Origin of the sequence: Blautia sp. TF10-30 (genome assembly GCF_003481245.1) — a bacterium.
GTDB lineage: Bacteria > Bacillota > Clostridia > Lachnospirales > Lachnospiraceae > Fusicatenibacter > Fusicatenibacter saccharivorans.
Genome location: NZ_QUKM01000006.1, coordinates 128996 through 150381, shown reverse-complemented (window position 1 = coordinate 150381; position 21386 = coordinate 128996). Strand labels below are relative to the sequence as shown.

At 47.5% G+C, this 21386-nt stretch carries 17 protein-coding genes; 3 read left to right on the top strand and 14 right to left on the bottom strand.

Annotated features, from left to right (window positions below; translation table 11 throughout):
• Positions 1–42 precede the first annotated feature (42 nt).
• Positions 43–438: a pyridoxamine 5'-phosphate oxidase family protein gene (locus tag DXD02_RS07810; protein WP_117801882.1), complete on the bottom strand. Its 396-nt coding sequence runs from the start codon at positions 436–438 to the stop codon at positions 43–45.
• 265 nt (positions 439–703) lie between these two features.
• On the opposite strand from DXD02_RS07810, the gene DXD02_RS07805 reads away from it, so the two are divergent.
• Positions 704–1072: a winged helix-turn-helix transcriptional regulator gene (locus DXD02_RS07805; protein WP_117801881.1), complete on the top strand. Its 369-nt coding sequence runs from the start codon at positions 704–706 to the stop codon at positions 1070–1072.
• Between the two features lie 67 nt (positions 1073–1139).
• On the opposite strand, the gene DXD02_RS07800 is transcribed toward DXD02_RS07805, so the two are convergent.
• From DXD02_RS07800 to DXD02_RS07755, 10 genes are all read right to left on the bottom strand, one after another.
• On the bottom strand, positions 1140–3185 hold the full coding sequence (locus DXD02_RS07800; protein ID WP_118666675.1) for a beta-galactosidase: 2046 nt from the start codon (positions 3183–3185) through the stop codon (positions 1140–1142).
• 18 nt (positions 3186–3203) lie between these two features.
• Complete coding sequence (locus DXD02_RS07795) at positions 3204–6242, bottom strand: glycoside hydrolase family 2 TIM barrel-domain containing protein (RefSeq protein WP_118666674.1); 3039 nt, start codon at positions 6240–6242, stop codon at positions 3204–3206.
• Between the two features lie 97 nt (positions 6243–6339).
• Positions 6340–7146, bottom strand: a complete 807-nt coding sequence (locus tag DXD02_RS07790; RefSeq protein WP_243026074.1) for a carbohydrate ABC transporter permease — start codon at positions 7144–7146, stop codon at positions 6340–6342.
• The gene (locus tag DXD02_RS07785; protein ID WP_243105421.1) at positions 7146–8009 is read right to left on the bottom strand and encodes a carbohydrate ABC transporter permease; all 864 of its coding nucleotides are present in this window, start codon (positions 8007–8009) and stop codon (positions 7146–7148) included. Before DXD02_RS07785 ends, DXD02_RS07790 begins: the two co-directional genes overlap by 1 nt.
• A 212-nt stretch (positions 8010–8221) precedes the next feature.
• A complete protein-coding gene (locus DXD02_RS07780; RefSeq protein ID WP_118666673.1) occupies positions 8222–9598 on the bottom strand; it encodes an ABC transporter substrate-binding protein in 1377 nt (458 codons plus the stop codon).
• A gap of 203 nt (positions 9599–9801) precedes the next feature.
• Positions 9802–10743: an AraC family transcriptional regulator gene (locus tag DXD02_RS07775; protein ID WP_243001870.1), complete on the bottom strand. Its 942-nt coding sequence runs from the start codon at positions 10741–10743 to the stop codon at positions 9802–9804.
• 15 nt (positions 10744–10758) lie between these two features.
• Positions 10759–11058: a cupin domain-containing protein gene (locus DXD02_RS07770; protein ID WP_118666672.1), complete on the bottom strand. Its 300-nt coding sequence runs from the start codon at positions 11056–11058 to the stop codon at positions 10759–10761.
• 236 nt (positions 11059–11294) lie between these two features.
• Positions 11295–13148 (bottom strand): ABC transporter ATP-binding protein, encoded by a 1854-nt coding sequence (locus DXD02_RS07765; RefSeq protein ID WP_118595787.1) that lies wholly within the window; start codon positions 13146–13148, stop codon positions 11295–11297.
• Positions 13141–15462: an ABC transporter ATP-binding protein gene (locus DXD02_RS07760; protein WP_118666671.1), complete on the bottom strand. Its 2322-nt coding sequence runs from the start codon at positions 15460–15462 to the stop codon at positions 13141–13143. Before DXD02_RS07760 ends, DXD02_RS07765 begins: the two co-directional genes overlap by 8 nt.
• A 45-nt stretch (positions 15463–15507) precedes the next feature.
• On the bottom strand, positions 15508–15954 hold the full coding sequence (locus tag DXD02_RS07755; protein WP_118666670.1) for a MarR family winged helix-turn-helix transcriptional regulator: 447 nt from the start codon (positions 15952–15954) through the stop codon (positions 15508–15510).
• A 201-nt stretch (positions 15955–16155) separates the two neighbouring features.
• Between DXD02_RS07755 and DXD02_RS07750 the strand changes: the two genes are divergently transcribed.
• Positions 16156–16851, top strand: coding sequence for a hypothetical protein (locus DXD02_RS07750; protein ID WP_118666669.1), 696 nt, complete (start codon positions 16156–16158; stop codon positions 16849–16851).
• Between the two features lie 74 nt (positions 16852–16925).
• Here the strand turns inward: DXD02_RS07750 and DXD02_RS07745 are convergent, their stop codons facing one another.
• Entirely contained in the window at positions 16926–17864 is a 939-nt protein-coding gene (locus tag DXD02_RS07745; RefSeq protein WP_118666668.1) for an AraC family transcriptional regulator, read from the bottom strand.
• 207 nt (positions 17865–18071) lie between these two features.
• On the opposite strand from DXD02_RS07745, the gene DXD02_RS07740 reads away from it, so the two are divergent.
• Positions 18072–19256, top strand: coding sequence for an MFS transporter (locus DXD02_RS07740; protein WP_022461454.1), 1185 nt, complete (start codon positions 18072–18074; stop codon positions 19254–19256).
• 62 nt (positions 19257–19318) lie between these two features.
• On the opposite strand, the gene DXD02_RS07735 is transcribed toward DXD02_RS07740, so the two are convergent.
• Both DXD02_RS07735 and DXD02_RS07730 read right to left on the bottom strand, forming a co-directional pair.
• The gene (locus DXD02_RS07735) at positions 19319–20773 is read right to left on the bottom strand and encodes a serpin family protein (RefSeq protein ID WP_118666667.1); all 1455 of its coding nucleotides are present in this window, start codon (positions 20771–20773) and stop codon (positions 19319–19321) included.
• Positions 20770–21330: an RNA polymerase sigma factor gene (locus DXD02_RS07730; protein WP_118666666.1), complete on the bottom strand. Its 561-nt coding sequence runs from the start codon at positions 21328–21330 to the stop codon at positions 20770–20772. Before DXD02_RS07730 ends, DXD02_RS07735 begins: the two co-directional genes overlap by 4 nt.
• Between the last annotated feature and the right edge of the window lie 56 nt (positions 21331–21386).

Here is a 21386-nt window from a genome sequence, read left to right as displayed (position 1 = left end):
GCAGATTCCTTTCTCTTTTTACTTCAAATTCATAGCGACAGATTAAAACTCGTACGGCGGGTTTCCGGAAAAGTCTGCGATTACACCGTGTGCATTGTTCAGATAGAATACCTCGAAAATCGGGTTGTCAGCGGTTTGGTACTGGCCTTTTACAATCGGATTTCCCATGCACATTTCTTTTGCAGCCATGTTGTTTTCAAATACAGCTTTTCCGTTCAGACGGATCCATGCATAGGATGGGCTGGAAGTGGAAATTTCAATTTCCGGATTTGCCAGCATATCTTTATAAACATCTTTTGTGTTGTTGGTACAAAACCACAGTTTTCCTTCCATTTCGCCAATAAACATAAACGGACGGCATTTTGCTTTTCCATCGCGTCCTACAGTTGCTAAATACTGTACCGGGTTTTCTTTTAAGAATTCTACTACTTTACTCATGATGATGTCCTCCATTTTCGTTTTTTGATTTTGTTTTTGAGCTTGTTTCTTATGATTTGGTTTCGGCCTTTTTCGAATGCGCTCCAGACCTTTTTTCTCGAAAGGATTGCTTTTTTCTTTCGATGGCTTTATAATAAGCCCAAAGCGTCTTAACGTAAAGTAAGCACAATATTATGCTGTAGTTACCAAAAGGAAACTATTGTGTAAATACAAGGTTTTCCGTGCTTACTTTTACAAGAAAATCTTTATGAAATGGAGGTTTTTTATGTCAGTTTCTGAAAAAAACGCAATATCTTTAGCCGATCTCCCGGCCTGCCCGGTAGAGACTACCTTAACCTTAATCAGTGATAAATGGAAAGTCCTGATTCTCCGTGATCTGATGCCGGGCACCAAACGTTTTGGCGAACTAAAAAAATCCATCGGTCACGTTTCCCAGAAAGTTCTGACGAGCCAGCTCCGTCAGATGGAACAGAGCGGGCTCGTCAGCCGTAAAGTTTATGCAGAAGTTCCGCCGCGGGTAGAATATACCCTCACCGACCTGGGCTACAGCCTACAGCCAATCATGGATGCCATGTGGAGCTGGGGAGAAAATTATAAGAAAAAACTCTCCGCCGAAGAATCCGAAACCGCCTGATATTCGTTTGTTTTTTGCAAAAAAAATGTCTCAAAACCAGTCTTTTGTTTTGAGACATTTTTATTTTCTATTTTTCCCGGAAATTCGGACTGTTTTCTTTCAGCACCACTGTTTCCCAGCTTCCGATTGTTCCATCATACTGTCCGTTCCACACCGGATACTGTTCGACCGGAAGTTTGATTTCCACGGCATTCCGATTAAAGTTCTGTACGAACACATACCGGATTCCATTCTTTTCGCGCGTTGTAACCTCCACGCCATCCGGAATCTCTTTCACCACCGATGTGACACCTGCTTCTTCTGCCAGTTTTCCGCAGAGCTCATCGTACAGACCCTGTTCAAAACCGGCACAGATCTGATATGCTTTTCCTGCGCCATACTGGTTTTCTGTCAGTGCAGGCATTCCTGCATAAAAATCTTTTCCATAAGTCATCAGCACTTCTGCAGTCGATGGTTTCACCAGTTCACAGAGATTGCTGCACCGGTACGTCCGGGTCAGATGCAGACGGTTTTGCGGGACCGGAACTCCTTCGTTCCATTCCCCATCGTACAGGCCGTCAATCTCCATGCTCCGAAGTCCCATTACATCCAGCAGTCCGTGCGGCGTTCCGCCAAGGAAACAAAGATCCGTCTCATCTACAATTCCGGACCAGTACGTTGCCAGAAAAGTGCCGCCTCCGGCCACAAACTGCCGTACTTTTTCCACCCATCCTTCCCGCTGCAGATAAACCACAGGCGCTGCCACGATCTGATAGTCCGAAAGGCCCTGCGTTTCATCGATGACATCAACATCCAGGCCGAGTCTGCGGAAGGCGCGGTATGATTTTTCCACGGTTTCTTTGTAAAACAGGCCCTGATTCCGTGGCCCTGCCGCATCTTCCAGTGCCCACCGGTTTTCGGTGTCATAAATCACAGCCACTTTCGGACTGCAGATGGCACCGGAAAGTTCCTGCATCTGCGCCAGGGTTTCTCCTACCTTTGTCACTTCCCGGAATACACGGGTGTCATCTCCTCCATAATGGTCTATCACCGCTCCATGAAACTTTTCGGAAGCTCCACGGCTCTGGCGCATCTGGAAATACAGGACGCTGTCTGATCCGTGCGCCACGGCCTGCATGGATGCGGCATGCAGCATGCCCGGCTTTTTCAGTTTGCTGACCGGCTGCCAGTTTGTTGCGGACGGACAGCTCTCCATCAGATAAAACGGCTTTTTCTGGATACTGCGCATGATATCATGCTGCATCGCCGTATCTGCTGCCGTAACTGCTTCCGCTTCTTTGTGCCAGGTCGGATAATTGTCCCAGGAAACAAAATCAACAATGTCGGCAAACTTGTGATAATCCAGTCCCTTGAAATCATACATCATATTGATGGTCGTAGGCTGTTTGGCACCGGCATCCCGCAGCGCGCTGATCTCCCATTTCACAAAATCGGCTGTCTGATCTGTTACAAATCGTTTCCAGTCCAGATTCAGTCCGTGCAGCGATGCGTCTCCTTTTGGCGACGGACTCTCCACCTGATCAAAACTCTGGTATGTATGACTCCAGAACGCCGTGTTCCATGCATGGTTTAAGGCCTGTAAACTGCCATATTTTTGTTTTACCCAGTTCCGAAATGCCTCCTGGCAGAGCGGACAATGGCACTCTCCGCCTAGTTCATTCGAAATATGCCATGCAATGACACCTGGATGATCCTTGAACGCTTCTGCCAGTTTTGTATTGATCTTTCTCGTTTTTTCCCGGTACACCGGCGAGGTATAGCAATGGTTATGACGCTCTCCGTACAGATTTCTCTGCCGCATCGCATCCATGCGGAGTACTTCCGGATATTTCTGTGCCATCCAGCGCGGTCTTGCCGCTGTCGGTGTAGCCATCATGACAGAAATTCCATTTTCATACAGACGGTCTACCATTTTTTTGAGCCATTCCAGATCAAACACGCCTTCTTCCGGCTCCAGGAATGCCCAGGAAAAGATGCCGAGGGAAACTTCATTTATTTTCGCTTTTTTGAAATACGCAAGATCCTGTTCCAGAATTTCCGGATATTCCAGCCATTGTTCCGGATTGTAATCTCCGCCATGCAGAAGTTTTCCAAAATTTATATTCTGTCTCATGAAAATCTCCTTTTATTCTCAAATGCCTCGGAATGTAAAGGTAAATTCCAGTTTCTGGTCAACCGGAATCAGGTATTCCGGATGGGTCTGTGCACCCCAGCTGTCGTCTCCTCCGACACCCATCTGCTGTTTTGCCACGCGCACAACGGTGTAATGTACCTGCGGCAGTTCATACGGATGCATCGCATTTTCCAGCTCGTGCGGTGTGTACGGCAGTGCGGAAAATTCCATCTTGTCGCCGCTAAACATCATACCACGGCCCTTGCGGTTCGTCACGGTTGCCCAGCGTACACCAACCTTGTTGCCGCACTCCTGCGGAACGAGATATTTCGCCATATTGTCTTCGACTTTATTCTTATAAACGCCAAGCTTTGCTCCGGCGCAGCGGTCCACATACGTCTCCTCCGGTCCCATGCCATACCAGGTAACGTGGTCGTAATCGGCATCCAGCTTGAACATCACGCCGAATTCCGGCATATCGCCGAGCTCTTTCACCGGATCATACGTCAGCGTCGTCTGAATGCTTCCATCGCCGAAGACACGGTAGGTCAGACGGCACTCACTCGCCGGTGTGGTCGGCATTACATAGCGGTAGCTGACTTCTGCGCAGTCCTCGTGTACTTCGATTTCCGGTGCATACAGTCCCGGATAATGGCTGCCGTTCGGATATTTGTGGGACAGATACATCGAAGCAATCTTCCACTGGCTGTAACGCATCGGCATCAGGCTTCCGCAGTCATTGTCGATCGGCGCACGCCAGAAGTTCGGTTTCGGAATCATTTTGATCATCTCAACGCCGCCGTAACGGTACGATACGAGTCCGCCGTTCAGATCGGAGAACATCACATCGAAATTCTCGCCGCGCACACCAAAATCATGGTTGGAACGGATCACTTCAAATTTCGCCGGTTTTTCTGCTTTCGCCGGTGCTTCCACTTCATAAACGCCCTGTCCAAATGCAACTTCATGGCCGCGCTTGCCCCATACGTTATCTTCTTTCAGGCGGAAGGAAACGGTCACCGCATACTCGCCCGGAAGTGTCTGTACGGCAATCGGAAGCTCCACTGTTTTTTCGGAAAGCGGTTCCACGGAAACTTCCATCGGCACTTCTTTCAGTTTCTTTCCTTCTTTTTCGAGAATTACCACGCAGTCAAACGCATCAGTATTCACAAACAGGTTCTTATTTTTTACAACTGCTTTGTCTTTCTGTACATCCACAGCAATGTTCTGATAGCAGAATTTTACTTCCTGCATCTTCGGGGAAGCATCGCGCTCGCCGCCGTATACAATACCATTTCCGCTGAAATTGTAATCACATGGATGATCGTCAAAATCGCCGCCGTACGCCTGAAATTCTTTTCCGTAGCGGTCTTTTTTGTAGATTGACTGGTCGATATAATCCCAGATAAAGCCGCCCTGGAACAGCGGTTCTTCCTCGGCAAGATCCATATATTTCTTCATGGCGCCGCAGGAATTTCCCATCGCATGCGCATACTCACAGCAGACATACGGTTTTCTTCTGTCTTTCGACAAGAATTCACGGATTTCATTGACCGTCGTGTACATCCGGCTTTCCATATCGCTGGTGTCGTTGTATCTGCGGTCGTCATTAACTCCTTCATAATGAACAAGACGGGTCGGGTCCATCTTCCGGTACAGCTGGGACATTTCAAAAATAACTTTTCCGCCAAACGATTCATTTCCGCAGGACCAGATCAGAATCGCCGGATGGTTTTTGTCTCTCTGATACATCGAATTCACACGGTCGAGCATGCAGTCCATCCACTCCGGGCGGTCGCATGGTACAACACCGGAGAAATCTCCGTTTCGTACCGCATCCGTATCTCTCGTTCCATGGGACTCCATGTTGCACTCCGCGATCATGTAAAGACCGTATTCATCGCACAGATCATAAATGCCGACCGCATCCGGGTAATGGCAGGTACGGATTGCATTGATGTTGTTCTGTTTCATCGTTGTCAGGTCTTTGATCAGCTCTTCTCTCGAAACAACACGGCCGGATACGGAGCTGAACTCGTGGCGGTTGACGCCTTTAAAGACAATGCGTTTTCCATTCAGCATCATGATGTGGTCTTTCATCTCAAAGCGGCGGAATCCGACTCTCTGCGGAATCAGTTCCTGCACCGTTCCATCCTCTGCGGTGACTTCCAGCAGAAGATCATACAGCACCGGTGTCTCTGCGGACCACAGTTCCGGGTGATCGACTTTCAGAACAAACTGTGTTTCCCCATCCAGCACACCTTCGGTGCTCTGCAGTGCCGTTCCGTCTTTTGACAGGGTAATTTTCACTTTTCCTTTTCCGATCGTTTTCGTATCAATGACCAGATCTGCCTTCGTAAACGTATCATCCAGCAGCGTCTGTACTTTCAGATCCGAAACGTGAACCTCTGGAATCGTGTACAGATACACATCACGGTAAATACCGGAGAAACGGAAGAAATCCTGATCCTCGCACCAGCTTCCGCTCGTCCATTTGAAAACCTGCGCAGCCAGTTTATTTTCGCCCTCTTTCAGATACGGGGTCAGTTCAAACTCGGACGGAGTAAACGTATCCTCACTGTAGCCAAGGAACGTTCCGTTCAGCCATACGGCAATACCGCTCTCTGCTCCCTGGAAGGAAACAAAAAGCCGTTTTCCTTTCATCTGATCCGGCACTTCAAAACATTTCACATAGGAAGCCGTCGGATTGAACCGCTCCGGAATCTCGCCCGGCTGGATTTCTTCTCTTCCTTCCCACGGATACTGCACATTGGCATACTGCGGTGCGTCGTATCCCTCCATCTGGATATGCGCCGGCACGCGGATATCATCCCATTTTGTGCAGTCATACTCCGGTGTCTCAAATCCCGGAATCGTGCTCTCGTAGTTCTTTGCGTAGTGGAATTTCCACAGTCCGTTCAGACTGTGACGGAAGTTTTCCACATGCTGCTCCATTTCTTCCACCGATCCATAATACCTGTGATCGGAATGCGCCGGTACCCGGTTCTCTCCATAATACGTCGGGTCCTTCACTTTTTCATACTGAAATACACCCATTTTTATTTTCCTCCTTCTGGAATTTTATTTTCTTTGATCTTTTGAAAAAAGGTGGATATTCATCCAAATATCCACCTTTTCTGTTCGATTCTTTTTCTTATTTTACAGCACCTGTGATACCTTCTGTGAAGCTCTTCTGGAAGCAGAAGAAAATGATTGCTGTCGGGATCGTACAGATGAATACGCCGAGCATCAGCACGCCATAATCTACAGTGTAGCCGCCGAGCAGGTTCGCTACCAGCATCGGCATGGTAATGGAATCATTGTTCTGTAAGATAACCTTTGGCCACAGATAGTTGTTCCATGCATTCATGAAGGTGATGATCGTTGCTGCCGCATAGGTCGATTTCATGGTCGGCATATACATGCGGAAGAAAATTCCTGTCTCGCTTAAACCATCCAGTCTTGCCGCTTCGATGATATCGTGCGGGAAAGAACGGGAAGCCTGACGGAACATCATAATCATAAACGGAGTGGAAATCGAAGGAAGCATAAATGCTGCCATCGTGTTGACCATTTTTAACTGTGAAAACATACGGAACATCGGGATCATGATTGCTGCGAACGGGATCATCATCGCAGTCAGAAGCACGGTAAATACCGCATCTTTCGCTTTGTCATGATAAATTTCAAATCCATAACCTGCGATTGAGCAGACCAGAAGACAAAGGATCGTCAGTACCGTTGCATTCCGGAACGAGTTCCACAGTGCAAGACGCAGGTTCTGCTGCGCAATCAGTGACTTGAAGTTTTCCATCAGATAAGTACCCGGAATCAGTTTTCCGGCAATAACATCAATACTTCTGTTCGTAGACGCGCAGAACATATAGTACAGCGGAAATACAGAAAGGAGGGATGCTACCGTTAAAACCAGATACATGAAGAATTTCTTTGTTTTTCCCATTATCGCTCGTCACCTACTTTCATCTGAAGCAGTGCCAGAATGGCAACCATAATCAGGATCAGGATCGACATTGCTGCCGCATAGCCGAAGTTTGGACTCTGTACAAAGGACATGTTGTAAATGTAATGAGACATGGTCATGGTTGATTTTCCAGGACCTCCGTTTGTCAGGTTCAGGGACTCATCGAACAGCTGCAGCGTACCATTGGTAGAGGTAATCGTGGTCAGCAGGATCATCGGCTTTAACAGCGGAACGGTGATCTTGAAGAAGGTCTGCAGCGGGCTTGCGCCGTCAATTTTTGCTGCTTCGTAGATCGAATATTCAATGTTCTGCATACCGGAGAGGTAGAATACCATATTGTATCCCGTCCATCTCCAGACCAATGCGATGATGATAACGGCACGGGCTGTCCAGGCATTGGAGAACCACATGATCGGATGCATGCCAAGTCCGCGCAAAACAGTGTTGATAAAACCATCGTTTGCAAACAGGGAACGGAAAATCATTGCGTAAGAGACCAGCGATGTTGCGCACGGCAGGAAAATGCAGGTACGGAACAGTCCCTTGAAACGCAGATCTTTGTTGTTCAGCATCGATGCAAACATCAGACCAAGGATCAGCATGATCGGCACCTGAATAATCAGGTAGAGGAAGGTGTTACTTAAAGTCTGTTTAAAAGTCGGGTCTTTTAAAATACGCGCATAGTTTGCAAATCCGTTGAATTTCAGGTTAATGCCCATACCGGTCTGCAAAGACAGGATAAATGCCTGAATCATCGGATAAAAGCTCATCCATGCGATCAGAATCGTTGCCGGAAGCAGAAAAACCCATCCGGTAAAATTCTGTTTTCTTTCCAAGTTCATTCCTTTTTTCTTCTGGCTGCTCATGGAATCTTCCTTTCTTTTTTCGCTGCGAGGTACGCTTGAAAAAATCTTTTTGCAGACAACATTGCATGTTCTCCTGCAGAAATCATTTTTCAAGCCCACCCCGGGGCAGATACAGAACGGGCCTGCTTCTGTCTGTCTAGAAGCAGACCCGTTTCTTATCCTCCTACTTTTTTACAATATGAGAAATCTTAGTTACCCATGTTGAACTCTACGGTTTCCTGTGCAGTCTGGAGTTCGCTGTCCATATCTGCTCCTGTCTGGATGATATTGGAAAGTGCGGTTCCGACAGCATCGCGTGCATCGTAGTAGAATGCTCCAGTGATGTTGGATGGAGTCTTGGTTGCGAAATCAACGATTTTTGCATAAACCGGGTCATCACTGAAGAATGCAACTGGCTGTGCATATGCTTCGGACTCTCCTGCCGGTGCCCAGGTTGCCAGAGCGCCTTTTGCGATGATGTCATCGTAAAGAGCTGTGCTGCCTGCGAAGGTAGATTTCATAAAGTCAATGGCAAGATCGGTTTTCTTGCAGTTGGAAGAAATTGCCCAGGAAGAACCACCGTTGTTGGAGTAGTTGGTTGCTCCGTCGATGCCGTCCAGTTTTGGCATATTGGTGAGCGCCCATTTACCGGACTGATCGTCGTTTGCTGTGATGGAAGCCATGATCCAGCATCCGTTGATAACGCCTGCTGTGGTTCCGTTGTTGATGGATGCAATGTACTGATCCCAGTCGGTAACTTCTACCAGAGTACCGTCTTTTACCATCTGGCTGTAGATCTCAAGGATTGGTTTTAATGCTTTGTTGTCTACGATATTTACGGATCCATCCTCATTAAACAGAGACTCGCCGCAGGACTGCAGCATTTCCATAACAAGGTCCGGAGATCCGGCCTGAGATGTCAGGATTGACTGACCTGTTTTCTCTTTGACAACTTTTGCTTTTTCCATAAAGTCATTCCAGGTAATGTCTGTGAAATCATCTACGGTAAAGCCTGCCTCTTCCAGCATATCGGTACGCAGGCACTCGATCACGGCGCCATTGTCAAACGGAATTCCGTAGTTCTTTCCATCCAGTGTAGAGTAAGCAACTTTTGCGGATGAGAATTCACCAAAGTCGATACCGGAATCGGTCAGATCTGTGAAAATGTCCGGGTAGTTGGTTGCATATTTCTGGAAGGAGTTGTCCTGCATCAGGAAGATATCCGGCAGAGTACTTAAGTCTCCTGCAGAAACTGCTGTGGTCAGGCGGGTTTCAATGTCATCGGACTGTACTTCGCTGACTTCTACTTTAAAGCCTTCGTGATCCTGTGCGTAAATCTCAGCTGCTTTCTGGATCGCATAAACGTTGAAGTTCGGGTCCCAGGTCCATACGGTTAAGGTGTTGTCATCATCTGAACCACCTTCTACTACGTCGCTGCTCTCTGATTTTGCAGTGGTGTCATCTGCTGCTGATGCATCGTTTCCGCCGTTGCTGGAGCTTGTTGTAGTTCCTCCGCTGGATCCGCATGCAGCCAGTCCAAGTACCATTGCTGATGCCATTACGATTGATACAATTTTTCTTCTCATATTGCACATCCTCCTTAAGATGTTATTTTACAACCTGACTTTTTCACATATATCGCCTAAAAGTCTTTTGGTTGTTTTGTACATTTTTTAGGTTTTTATCCCCTCAACATGTACAAATTATAACAACATTCTTTCGTCGGTTGTGCGCATATTCGACTCTATCCTATGCATTTTCAACTATCTATAGATATTTTCACTTTGTTTCACCATCCTTCCTGTGTTTTTATGTCAAATTTCAACAAATTCTGCTCGTAATGTTCCGGTGCCCTCCGCCATTGCTGGGGCGAAACGCCGAGAATCTTTCGAAAATTACGATTAAAAGTGGATATTGTTGTGAATCCGCAGTGCAGTGCAATGTCACTTACGGAGGCATTTGTCTTTCTCAGCTCTTTGCACGCTGCCCGGATCCGAACCCAGTTGATATATTCCACCGGCGGCATCCGCATGGATTCCTGAAAAATACGGCGCAGATGTGTCTCACTGATGTGGCACACATCCGCAAGTTCTTCAATCCGGATGCTCTCGTGGAAATTTTCCCCGATATAATTGAGCGCAGGAAGAATCAGGGCAATGCTGGCATCATCCAGAATGGCATTCTTTTCCTGCGTCTCATCTTTTTCATTCCATCTCGCAATCTGCATCAGAAGCGCCCGCGTCAGCCCCTTTACTTCTTCCAGATAAAATTCCTCTTTTTCATCCATGCATTTAATAATCAGTTTGATCAGCTCCGCCACTTCAGGTCTGTCCTCATTTTTCGAGTAATGAGCTCTCTGGTTGATGCGGGAAATCAGCTTCTGTGCCATACGCGAATTATCCTTATACAGCTTTGTGATAAAGCCTTCCACATCAATAAACAGCCATGCCCAGGAGCACAGACTGTTTTCCTTTGAGTTTGTCGTATGTGGAAAGTTCTTTGGTACTACCGTAAATGCCCCCCCGTCGTACGGAATTTCTTTATCTTCCAGGACAATTGTCCCCTCACCGTAATAGCAGACGCCGATCTCCATCATATTATGAAAATGCAGGTAATCAATCTGATAACCGTAGTTCTGTACCCATTTTTCGCCCAGAAGCGCCAGCACCGGACATTTCTCCGGCGCTTCGTAGTAGCGGTATTCCATCCTGGGCTTTTTCTTTCTGCTCATGGCCGTCCGCTCCGGTTACTCTGCTTTTTTCTGAATCATCGCCAGAAAGACCAGCGGCTCTTCCCCAAGGCAGGAAATCGCATGTCCGCTGCTGTCCTCGCAGAACGTCGTCATGCCAGCCTGTACCGGATAGGTCTTGTCATTATCCTGATACATTCCCCCGCCGGATAAGATGTGGTACGTTTCTGTCTCTCCGTGATGCTCATGATACGGAAGCTCGTCGCCCGGTAAAATTGTTACTTTCGCAAATAATGTCACCTTTCCGGAAAGACGCTCGCCCTCCAGTAATTTTTCTGTTGTGTGTCTGTCTGCCATTTTTTGTTCTCACTTTCTTTTTTCTGCTGTTTATTTTACTCCAGATTGCTTAGATATTCTACCACGAAAGCAAAAAATGCCTGAACACTTAAGCTCAGGCATTCATTTTCTTTTTTGAATTGTAAATAACAACAATTCCCACTCACAGTAGGGACCAATGCTTTTATAACGGAGCCAGTGCTCTTACTTATTTTGTACAGAAATTCCGAAGATATGTCAAGTCAATTTTTCTTCTCTTACGCCACCACATCCTCAAACTGCGAATTGTAAAGATTTGCATAGAACCCGTTTGCCGCGAGCAGTTCTTCGTGATTTCCCTGCTCGATGATATCTCCGTCTTTCATGACGAGAATCAGATCCGCATCACGAATCGTGGACAGCCGGTGGGCGATGACGAAGCTTGTTCTGCCCTTCATCAGGTTATCCATGGCCTTCTGGATCTCGATTTCGGTTCTGGTGTCGACGGATGAGGTTGCCTCGTCGAGGATCAGAATCTTGTTGTCAGCAAGGATTGCGCGTGCAATCGTCAGCAGCTGTTTCTGTCCCTGCGACACATTGCTGGCATCTTCATTCAGTTCCATCTGATAGCCGCCCGGCAGGGTCTGGATGAAGTGGTGGGCCCTTGCGGCTTTTGCTGCTGCGATGACTTCTTCATCTGTCGCATCGAGCCGGCCGTAGCGGATGTTTTCCATGATGGTTCCCTTGAACAGCCACGTATCCTGCAGGACCATACCGAAGGCATCGCGCAGCTCTCTGCGGTTGAAGTCTTTGATGTTGTGGTCGTTCAGCAGAATGGCTCCGCTGTTGACATCGTAGAAGCGCATCAGCAGTTTGACCATCGTCGTCTTTCCGGCTCCGGTCGGGCCGACGATCGCGGTTTTCTGGCCCGGTTTTACTTTGGCGCTGAAATCGTTGATGATGATCTGCTCCGGGTTGTAGCCGAAATGTACGTGGTCGAAGGTGACTTCTCCTGTCACAGTCTCGATTGCTGCCGGATTCTCGACAATCTGGTCTTCCTCTTCCTCGTTCAGGAATTCAAAGACACGCTCGGATGCCGCCGACATCGACTGTACCATGTTGATAACCTGCGCAATCTGCTGAATCGGCTGGGTAAAGTTTTTCACATACTGGATAAATGCCTGGATATCACCGATCGTGATCACGTTTTTGATCGCCAGAAGTCCGCCGGTCAATGCCACGCAGGCGTAGCCTAAATTTCCGACAAACATCATAATCGGCTGCATCATACCGGATAAAAACTGGGATTTCCATGCGGAATCGTAAAGAATATTGTTGGTTTTTTCAAACTCTTCGATCGTATCCTTCTCGCGGTTAAATGCCTTGATGACGAGATGGCCGCCGTAAACCTCCTCAACCTGACCGTTGATGTGGCCTAAATATTCCTGCTGGGCACGGAAGAATTTCTGTGATTTCTTTGTCACGAGTCCGATGAGTCCCATTGAAATCGGCAGGATCACAAGCGCGATCAGCGTCATCAATGGGGAGATACTCAGCATCATGATCAGAACACCGATGAGCGTTGCCAACGAGGTGATGATCGTCGTGATACTCTGGTTCAGTCCCTGGCCAAGCGTATCAACATCATTTGTGATGCGTGAGAGCACTTCACCGTACGTGCGGCTCTCAAAATATTTCATCGGCATACGGTTGATCTTCTCCGAAATCTCTTTTCGAAGCTGATAGCACACCTTCTGCGTCACGCCCGTCATGATCCATCCCTGGATGAAGCTGAACAGGGCGCTCATCAGATACAGGCCAAGTACAAACAGCAGAATCGTTCCGATTCTTGCAAAATCAATGCTTCCTGTGCCCCGGATCTTTTCCATCAGTCCCTCGGACAGTGCGGTCGTAGCTTTTCCGAGAATCTTTGGTCCGGCAACATTGAACACCGTTGAGCATGCGGCACAGATCATAACAATAAAAATCGCAATTTTATATTTTCCGATGTACTGAGCGAGCTGTTTGATCGATTTTTTCAGATCTTTCGGCTTCTCGCCCGGCTGCATGCCGCGGCCCATCCGTCCCATCGGTCCTCTTTTGCGCGGCTGCTGGTTCATTTTATTACTCATGGTCAGCCACCTCACTTTCCTTCAGTCCAAGCTCTTTCTCTGACAGCTGGGATTTCGCAATCTCCTGGTAAACCTCGCAGCTTCTCAGCAGTTCCTCATGCGTACCTTTTCCGACTACCTTTCCGTCATCGAGCACCAGAATCTGCTCCGCATGGAGAATCGTGCTGATCCGCTGTGCCACGATGATCACGGTGCTGTCTTTGACATTCTCCGCCAGTGCTTTTCGAAGCGCCGCATCCGTTTTCAGGTCAAGTGCAGAAAAACTGTCGTCGAAAATAAAGATTTTCGGGTCTTTTGCAATCGCACGCGCAATCGCCAGACGCTGTTTCTGTCCGCCGGATACGTTCGTTCCGCCCTGTGCAATCGCGGTTTCGTATTTGTCATCTTTTGCCTCGATAAACTCGGTTGCCTGCGCAATTGCGGCTGCCTTTTCGATCTCCGCATCCGTCGCATCGTCTTTTCCGAAGCGCAGGTTGGATGCGATCGTTCCCGAGAACAGCACACCTTTCTGCGGCACGAAACCGATCTCATCGCGCAGATCCTTCATCGTAATGTTTCGAATATCTTTTCCGTCGAGCGTAATCTTTCCGCCCGTCACATCATAGAGACGTGGGATCAGGTTGACCAGCGTCGATTTACCGCAGCCGGTGCTTCCGATGATCGCCGTCGTCTTGCCAGGCTCGGCAACAAAGTCGATGTCATGCAGCACATCCTCCTCGGCGCCCGGATAACGGAAGTTGACGTGATCGAAGCGGACAACTCCGTTATGAACCTCCAGCTGCTCCGGATTTTTGACATCCTGAATGGAGGATTCTGTCTGAATGACTTCATCGATACGGCCGGCGGCAACAGCGGCACGCGGCAGCATGATTGACATCATTGTCAGCATCAGGAAAGACATGACGATCATCATGGCGTAGGTAATAAATGCAGTCATTGCACCGACCTGCATCGTGCCGGCATCGATTTTATGTGCACCGAACCATACGATTCCGACGGTCAGCACGTTCATAATCATCATCATACCAGGCATCATAAAGGTCATGACGCGGTTGGTGAACAGGGTTGTTTTGGTCAGTTCCTTATTCGCACCGTCGAAGCGCTCTTCCTCTTTGTCCTCTCTTCCGAACGCACGGATGACAGAGAGTCCGGTCAGGATTTCACGCGATACGAGGTTGATGTTGTCGACCAGTTTCTGCATCAGCTTGAATTTCGGCATCGCAAGGGAGACAAGCAGCATCACGTATCCGAGAATGACGATGATCGCAAGAACAATGATCCATTCCATACCGGCTCCCGTTTTCATGACTTTCAGCACACCGCCGATGCCAAGGATCGGAGCGTAGGCAACCATTCGCAGCACCATGACGGAGACCATCTGGATCTGCTGGATATCGTTCGTGCTTCGGGTAATCAGCGATGCGGTGGAGAACTGATCCATCTCCGCATTGGAGAATCCGACAACCCGTTTGAATACTTTTTCGCGCAGATCGCGGCCGATTCCGGCGCCGACGCGGGAGGCAAACAGTCCGACGAGAACAGTTACCACACCCATCAGGAGTGCCATGCCGACCATCTTGAGGCCTGCGGTCAGAAGGTACGTTTTCTGAATCTGGTCTACATCGAGGCCCACCGCTTTGTCTGCGGAAACTGCATACGCAATGCCCATCGATTTTACCAGGGAGCTTCCCATCGTATCAAGCGTTTTTTCCATGCTGTCGCGCATCGAGAGCACGGTGTCTTTATCCATCTGTCCGCTCTCGAGCATCGCTGCAAAGATTGGACGGACATCCACACAGGTGACTTCGACTTTGTTTCCATCGTCATCCTCTTTTTCCTGCTGGAAGCTCTTCAGCTCCACATGCATCATCTCGCCGATCTGCTCAATCGTCATGTTTTCAAACACCGACGCATCCTGACCGGTCTGCTGTGCCATGAGTTGTTTAAAGGTATCCTCCTCCATCGCACCCATCTGGTAATTCATCAGCAGTGCAACGGTCAGTGTATCGTCTGTTTCATCAAGTTCTTTTTCAGAAGCTTTGTTCCGTTCATAATAGCCGTCCTTTTTCGTATAGAGGCTTTCCCATAAATCCACCTCATCATCCGTCATGATAAACTCGGCCGTCTGAAATTCTTCCTCTGTGATTCGTTTCGGTGTAACGTGCTCAACACCGCTGTTCTGAATGCCCACATCGATGATGTCGGATGTATACGACGGGAGCGACAGGTCGCACCACGCCTGGACAAACAAAAGCATAAGAATCACGAGAATCGATTTCCAGTACGGGAGCATATTCTTGAAAATCTTACTCATTTTTTCCCCTTTCTGTCTTTTTTTGTGTACCAGCTTGCCGGCACACTAATTCTGTCGTTTTCGGGTGTCAATTTCTTTTTCTGCGATCTCATAGATACGATCCAGATAATCAACCAGCTGATCTATATCCTCTTCCTTTAACTGTGACATCACAGAGCAGCCAAAGTCCTGCATTCTGTCCCGTACCTCTTCCCCCTTTTTCCAGCCCTTCTCTGTCAGACTGATATACGTATTTCTGCGGTCTTTTTTGTCAACGCTCCGCTCTACATATCCTTTTTCTTCCAGTCCGCGCAGTGTGCGCGACACAGCCGGCGGAAGTGTTTTGGTCTTCGCCGCCAGCTCTGAGCTTGTAATTTTTCCGTTTTCTCCCATTTGCAAAATCGCACCCATAACGGAAAATTCGGAACTGCTGAGTCCCGGAACCAGGTCTGATACGTTCAGTTTTTTAAACTGGTGCACCGCACGAAACAGTTTTTCAAATGCATCCTTCATATTATCCCCCTCCTTTTTGTGCAAATACTTAACAGTGTTATTTATTTACGCGTGTTAAATAATAACACCGGCAAATTTCCATGTCAAGAAATTTGCCAGTGTTTATGTTTTTTTTAGAATTTACGCTACTCAAATAGAATTTGACAAACGCTGCCATTTTGTTTAGATTAGAAGCAAATACGAAAGGACACCTTCATTCCCATGCCAGGTTTTATCTTACATCTCACCGCAGCCCAAATGCTGTTAAAGCACCTCCCGTCCCACCCGGATTTTCCATATCCGATTTCATCGGTAAATGATTTCCTAATCGGAAATCTTCTGCCGGATGCGACGCAGCAGAAAGAATCCTCCCATTTCCGCGACCCGCTTTACCGCGAAAAAATGATGGTATTCCCGGATCTTACACGGTTTACAGCGAAATACCGTTCACTTCTGCCAGATTCGAGCGCACTGGGATATTATTTTCATCTTTATATTGACCGGAAATTTTTTAAGGATTTCATTCCGCAGATTGTGGAATTTTATAATGCGGATGGAGAAATTACAGATATGAGAGATGAGATTGCAACGGTTTATATCAAAAAATCGCGGACATCCATTCCTTTTTCCAGATATCTCACGGAGGAGTATTATTACGGGGACTATACACGAATGAATACATATCTTGTCAACCGCTATTGCATCCCGCTCGATCTCAATCCTAACGTCACGAACCCTGGAATCGCAGAAATTCCGTATGAGAACGTCCAACAGGTACTTGACCTCCTCCATCACTTCCTCTCCGTCCCGCCAGAAGCCGCGCAGGATCTGAAGGTCTTTCCGCTTGAAGAGCTGCTTGCGGCACTGGAGCAATATGTAGAAGAGTTTTTGGCTGTGCCGAATAAGTATGTTCCATAATTTTCCATTCAAAAAGGAGCAGAACCCACACCGGATTCCGCTCCTTTTTCAGAATGTAATTTTTCCGTTTTCTCTTACACTACATCTTGAACGATCCCTTCTCTGTCATCCGTATCCATTTGTTTTTTTCTTCGATATTCCGTCGGTGTCCTCCCATAATATTTCTTAAATGTCTTGCAAAAATAATCCATATTTTCAAATCCCGTCTCGCCGGAAATTACAGTTATCTTTTTCTCCGTCGTAGCCAGAAGCTTTGCAGCCTCCTGCAGACGATACTTCACCAGATAATGCACCGGCGTATCGTGAAGATATCTTCGGAACAGATTCAATGCCGTACTCTTGCTCACCATAGCCTGCCCGGCAATATCCTCCAAGGTAAGATTCTGTCGGAAATTTTGATGAATATATTGCATCATCAGCTGTGTTCTTCCCTGTGAGGATGCCGTATTTTCTCTTTTTTTCTGCAGCACTTCCGAATCCATGTGCAAATAAAGCAAGTGCCACAATTCCTGCGTCAGAAATAAAGTAACCAGTTCCCGGTCTTTGTCTGATTCCTGCGCTTTGAGAATTTTCTGCATGAGCTCCAGTGCTTCTGCCTGCCATTTTATTTCCCTGCAAAAGACAATGCAGTCCACCTTACACGCCTGTATCGGTGCAATGTATTTTTTGTAAATCAGGCTGTCTGCCGGAGCAAGAAATGTCGGTTTCAGAACGAAATTTGGCACAATCGCATGGCCTTCAGAAAAATAGCGATGCAAAATCTTTGAGTTAATAAAAATGCCCGTTCCCTGTCCCAGTGAAAACTGCTTTTCGCCAACCCAGAAGGTTGCTGTTCCCTCCTGTACAAAAACAAACTCAAACTCCACATGCCAGTGCCATTCTACACAATGAAAATCAAACAACGCAAGATCGTCGTAATACAATTGAAACGGATATTCACTGTTTCCATGCTGTATCGTTTCCATCATGGTTTCATCCGTTTGGATCTTGTTATAAAATGTATTAAACTCCATCTTTCCCCGCCTCCGTTTTTCAGGCACGACCCTCTCTATTTTGCGATATTATACAATAAACAGACGATATATTCCAGTGAAAGCGACACCATTTTACGTTATTATACAAAAAGAATCGTTGTCGCTCCATGGAACACGGTGAACGGCAACGAAACGAACACTACGGCCGCAGCAGTTCTGCCATTTTAAAAAACGGAGTATATCATCATGAAAAAGAACTACCACAAAACCTTAATTGCCTGTTATCTTGGATTTATCACGCAGGCAATTTCTGCAAATTTTGCACCTTTACTATTTCTTACCTTTCACAGAACTTACCATATTTCTCTTGGAAAAATTGCGTTTATCTCGACAATATTCTTTTTCACACAACTTCTTGTCGATTTGTTCTGTGCCAGATATGTCGATAAAATCGGTTATCGCAGGTGTGTCGTTGCTTCTGAGATTCTTTCCGCCTGCGGCCTGATTGGACTTGCCTTTCTGCCCAATATTCTGCCAAATGCCTATGCAGGAATTTTGCTCAGTGCCATGATCTATGCCGCCGGAAGCGGACTGATTGAGGTTCTTGTCAGCCCAATCGTAGAGGCTTGTCCGTTTGACAATAAGGACAGCGTTATGAGTCTGCTTCACTCCTTTTACTGCTGGGGGTCTGTAGGTGTCATCTTACTCTCCACTGCTTTTCTGGCAGTTTTTGGTATGGAACGCTGGCCGATCCTCGCATGTATCTGGGCTGTACTTCCACTGTACAATACGTTTAATTTCCTTTCCTGCCCGATTGAATCACTCACCGGAAGCGAAGAAGGACTTACCATTCGTCAGCTGTGCCGTCTTCCCATTTTCTGGATTTCCCTTGTTCTTATGGTCTGCGCCGGAGCAAGCGAGATTTCGATGGCGCAATGGGCTTCCGCTTATGCCGAGTCTGCATTAGGTCTCTCAAAAAGCATTGGAGACATTGCAGGACCGTGCCTGTTTGCTGTGATGATGGGCATCAGCAGAACCTTCTATGGTAAATACGGGGAAAAAATTGACTTAACAAAATTTATGATCGCATCCGGTACACTTTGCCTGATCTGTTATCTGGCTGCAGCTCTCGCACCATATCCTCTTTTAAATCTTATAGGCTGCGTTGTGTGTGGTTTCTCTGTAGGAATTATGTGGCCGGGAACCATCAGTATTTCATCCTCTAAAATTCCACTCGGCGGAACTGCACTGTTTGCACTTCTCGCCATGGCCGGAGATATGGGCGGTTCCATTGGCCCATTTGTTATTGGATTTGTCACACAAAACACCGGCGACGATCTGAAGGCAGGTATGCTGGCCGGCTGCATTTTCCCTGCTGTACTGATTTTGTCTGTTTTTCTGCTCCGACAAAGGAACGCAGAGCAAAAATAAGCACCGAAGAGATACTGTAACGTGTCTCAGACACAGGAGCCGGACAGTCCGGCTCCTTTTTTTCATGTCTCTGCAATATTTCTCACAACTCCCGAAAACAGAATCGATCCGTCCTGCCCCGTGACAAGAAACAGGAATGGACGATCCAGTACGAAGTCGATTTCGTCGTCCGGTATTTCTGCTGCGGTTTCTGAAACGCCGAGTTCTGTATACGCTGCTCCGGTTACTCCGTTTTCGTCGATTTCAAGCATGGCGGCGTGGTCTGCTTTGCTCAGGTATAAATTCTCTTTGTCCCCTGTTAATGGGCTGAAATCTGCCAGATCCGCATCCAGTGCATCCGTTACACCCAGTGCGCGCACCGTTTCGATCAGGTCTGTTTTCTCCGATACTTTAAATTTAGGAACAGACAGGTTCACCATAGGGGAATACCAGTTATCACTGCTTTCATCCCGCCGTATAACCTTCATCAGATCCGGATCCGATACCAGTTCATTGACATCGGTATTTTCATCCGGAAGCAGGAAATACATGGAGCCGCTGTCCTGAAGGCTAAGGCTGACTGCACGGAAATGTTCGCCCTGGTAGACATCCATCCATTCCGTTTTCTTCATCATGTCCACAGTGGTGTCTCCCGCAGCTCCGTGGAAGGTTTCCTTCTCTGTATTTACTTCCCAGAAATTCTCCCGCCACATCGCCTTATAATAGATGGTTGATACCAGTTCAAATACCGTTTCCGGGGCGATCGCCATATTTTCGGTGTATTCTTTTAAAAGCCCTCCGGTATTATCATCCGTCCAGGTCCGCAGAGCCTGATTCATCTCTTCCGATCCGGGAGTCCCACGGAAGGTCGATGCATAATACTGTTCCGCCAGCCGCTGCAGCGTTGTGTCATTGTATGTTTCCTCACCATCCAGCCACAGCGAATTTGCCAACACACTGTTCAGCGCGGGCGTGTCTGCATAATTGCTTTCCCAGAGTGAAGAAACATTTTCCCGCAACGTATCCATATCCTGAGCGCCAAGCATGTCGAGAATCTGCTGCCGCGTATTTCCATCCGAAGTTTCCGCCAGCATCGCAAACGCGATATACAGATTGATCGGCGAGCAGACGGTATTTTCATCTTCTGAAACCAGCATTTGTTTCATCAGGTTCTGATAATATGCATCCATTCCCGACTGCAGTTCTGCTGATTTTGCTGTCAACTCCCGGTACGAATCCCACCAGTCCCAGTGTGCATCGCTTTCCATGAATTTCTGTGCATCCATTGTCCGCTCCACAGATGCCGGATAAGCCGCCAGAACCGTCGTTACCCCCGACGGATAACGGACTGCAGAACCCTCCCGACCGTTTCTCCATGTCGCAACCCCCAGCACAGCTCCGCCGATGATCACCGCGCAGGCTGCGGCGGCCGTCCATTTTTTCCATACGCCTCTCCGTGGGTGGCGATCACTCCGTGCTTTTTCCACCATACCAGGCTCCAGATTTCCCAGCACTTCAAACAATTCTTCTTTCTTCATAATTCGAACCCCCTTTCCGTCAAGTGTGTATGCAAATTTCCACGGATCCGGTTTAATGAAACTGAAATATAATTTTCACTTCTTCCCAGCCGCTCCGCGATTTCACCGATACTGTCTACATACCAGTACCGCAGGACAAACATGCATCGTTTCTCCTCCGGCAGCTTCTGCAGAAACTGATTGATCTCCGCGATCAGTTCTTTCATCTCCCACTGCCGCTCAATATCATCTTTCCCCGAAACACATTCTTCCAGCTCGTCCAATACTGCATCCATCTGACTTCCTCCGCGTTTTTTGCGATGCATTTTTCGATACAGATCAAACGAAAGATTTCTCGTTATTTTTCCAAGAAATGTGGATAACAGAGACGGCCGGTGCGGCGGCATAGCGTTCCACGCGTGAAGCCAGGTGTCGTTGACACATTCTTCTGCATCCGCCGGATTCTGCAGAATATTCTGTGCAATGGACGTACAGTATGTACCATATTTCATCGCAGACTCGCTGATCGCTGTTTCGTTCCTGTCCCAGTACATTTGGACAATATGAGTATCTTCCATATGGAAATCCCCCCTTTCATCTATCATCACGCCATTTTGCAGAAAATCTTACACTT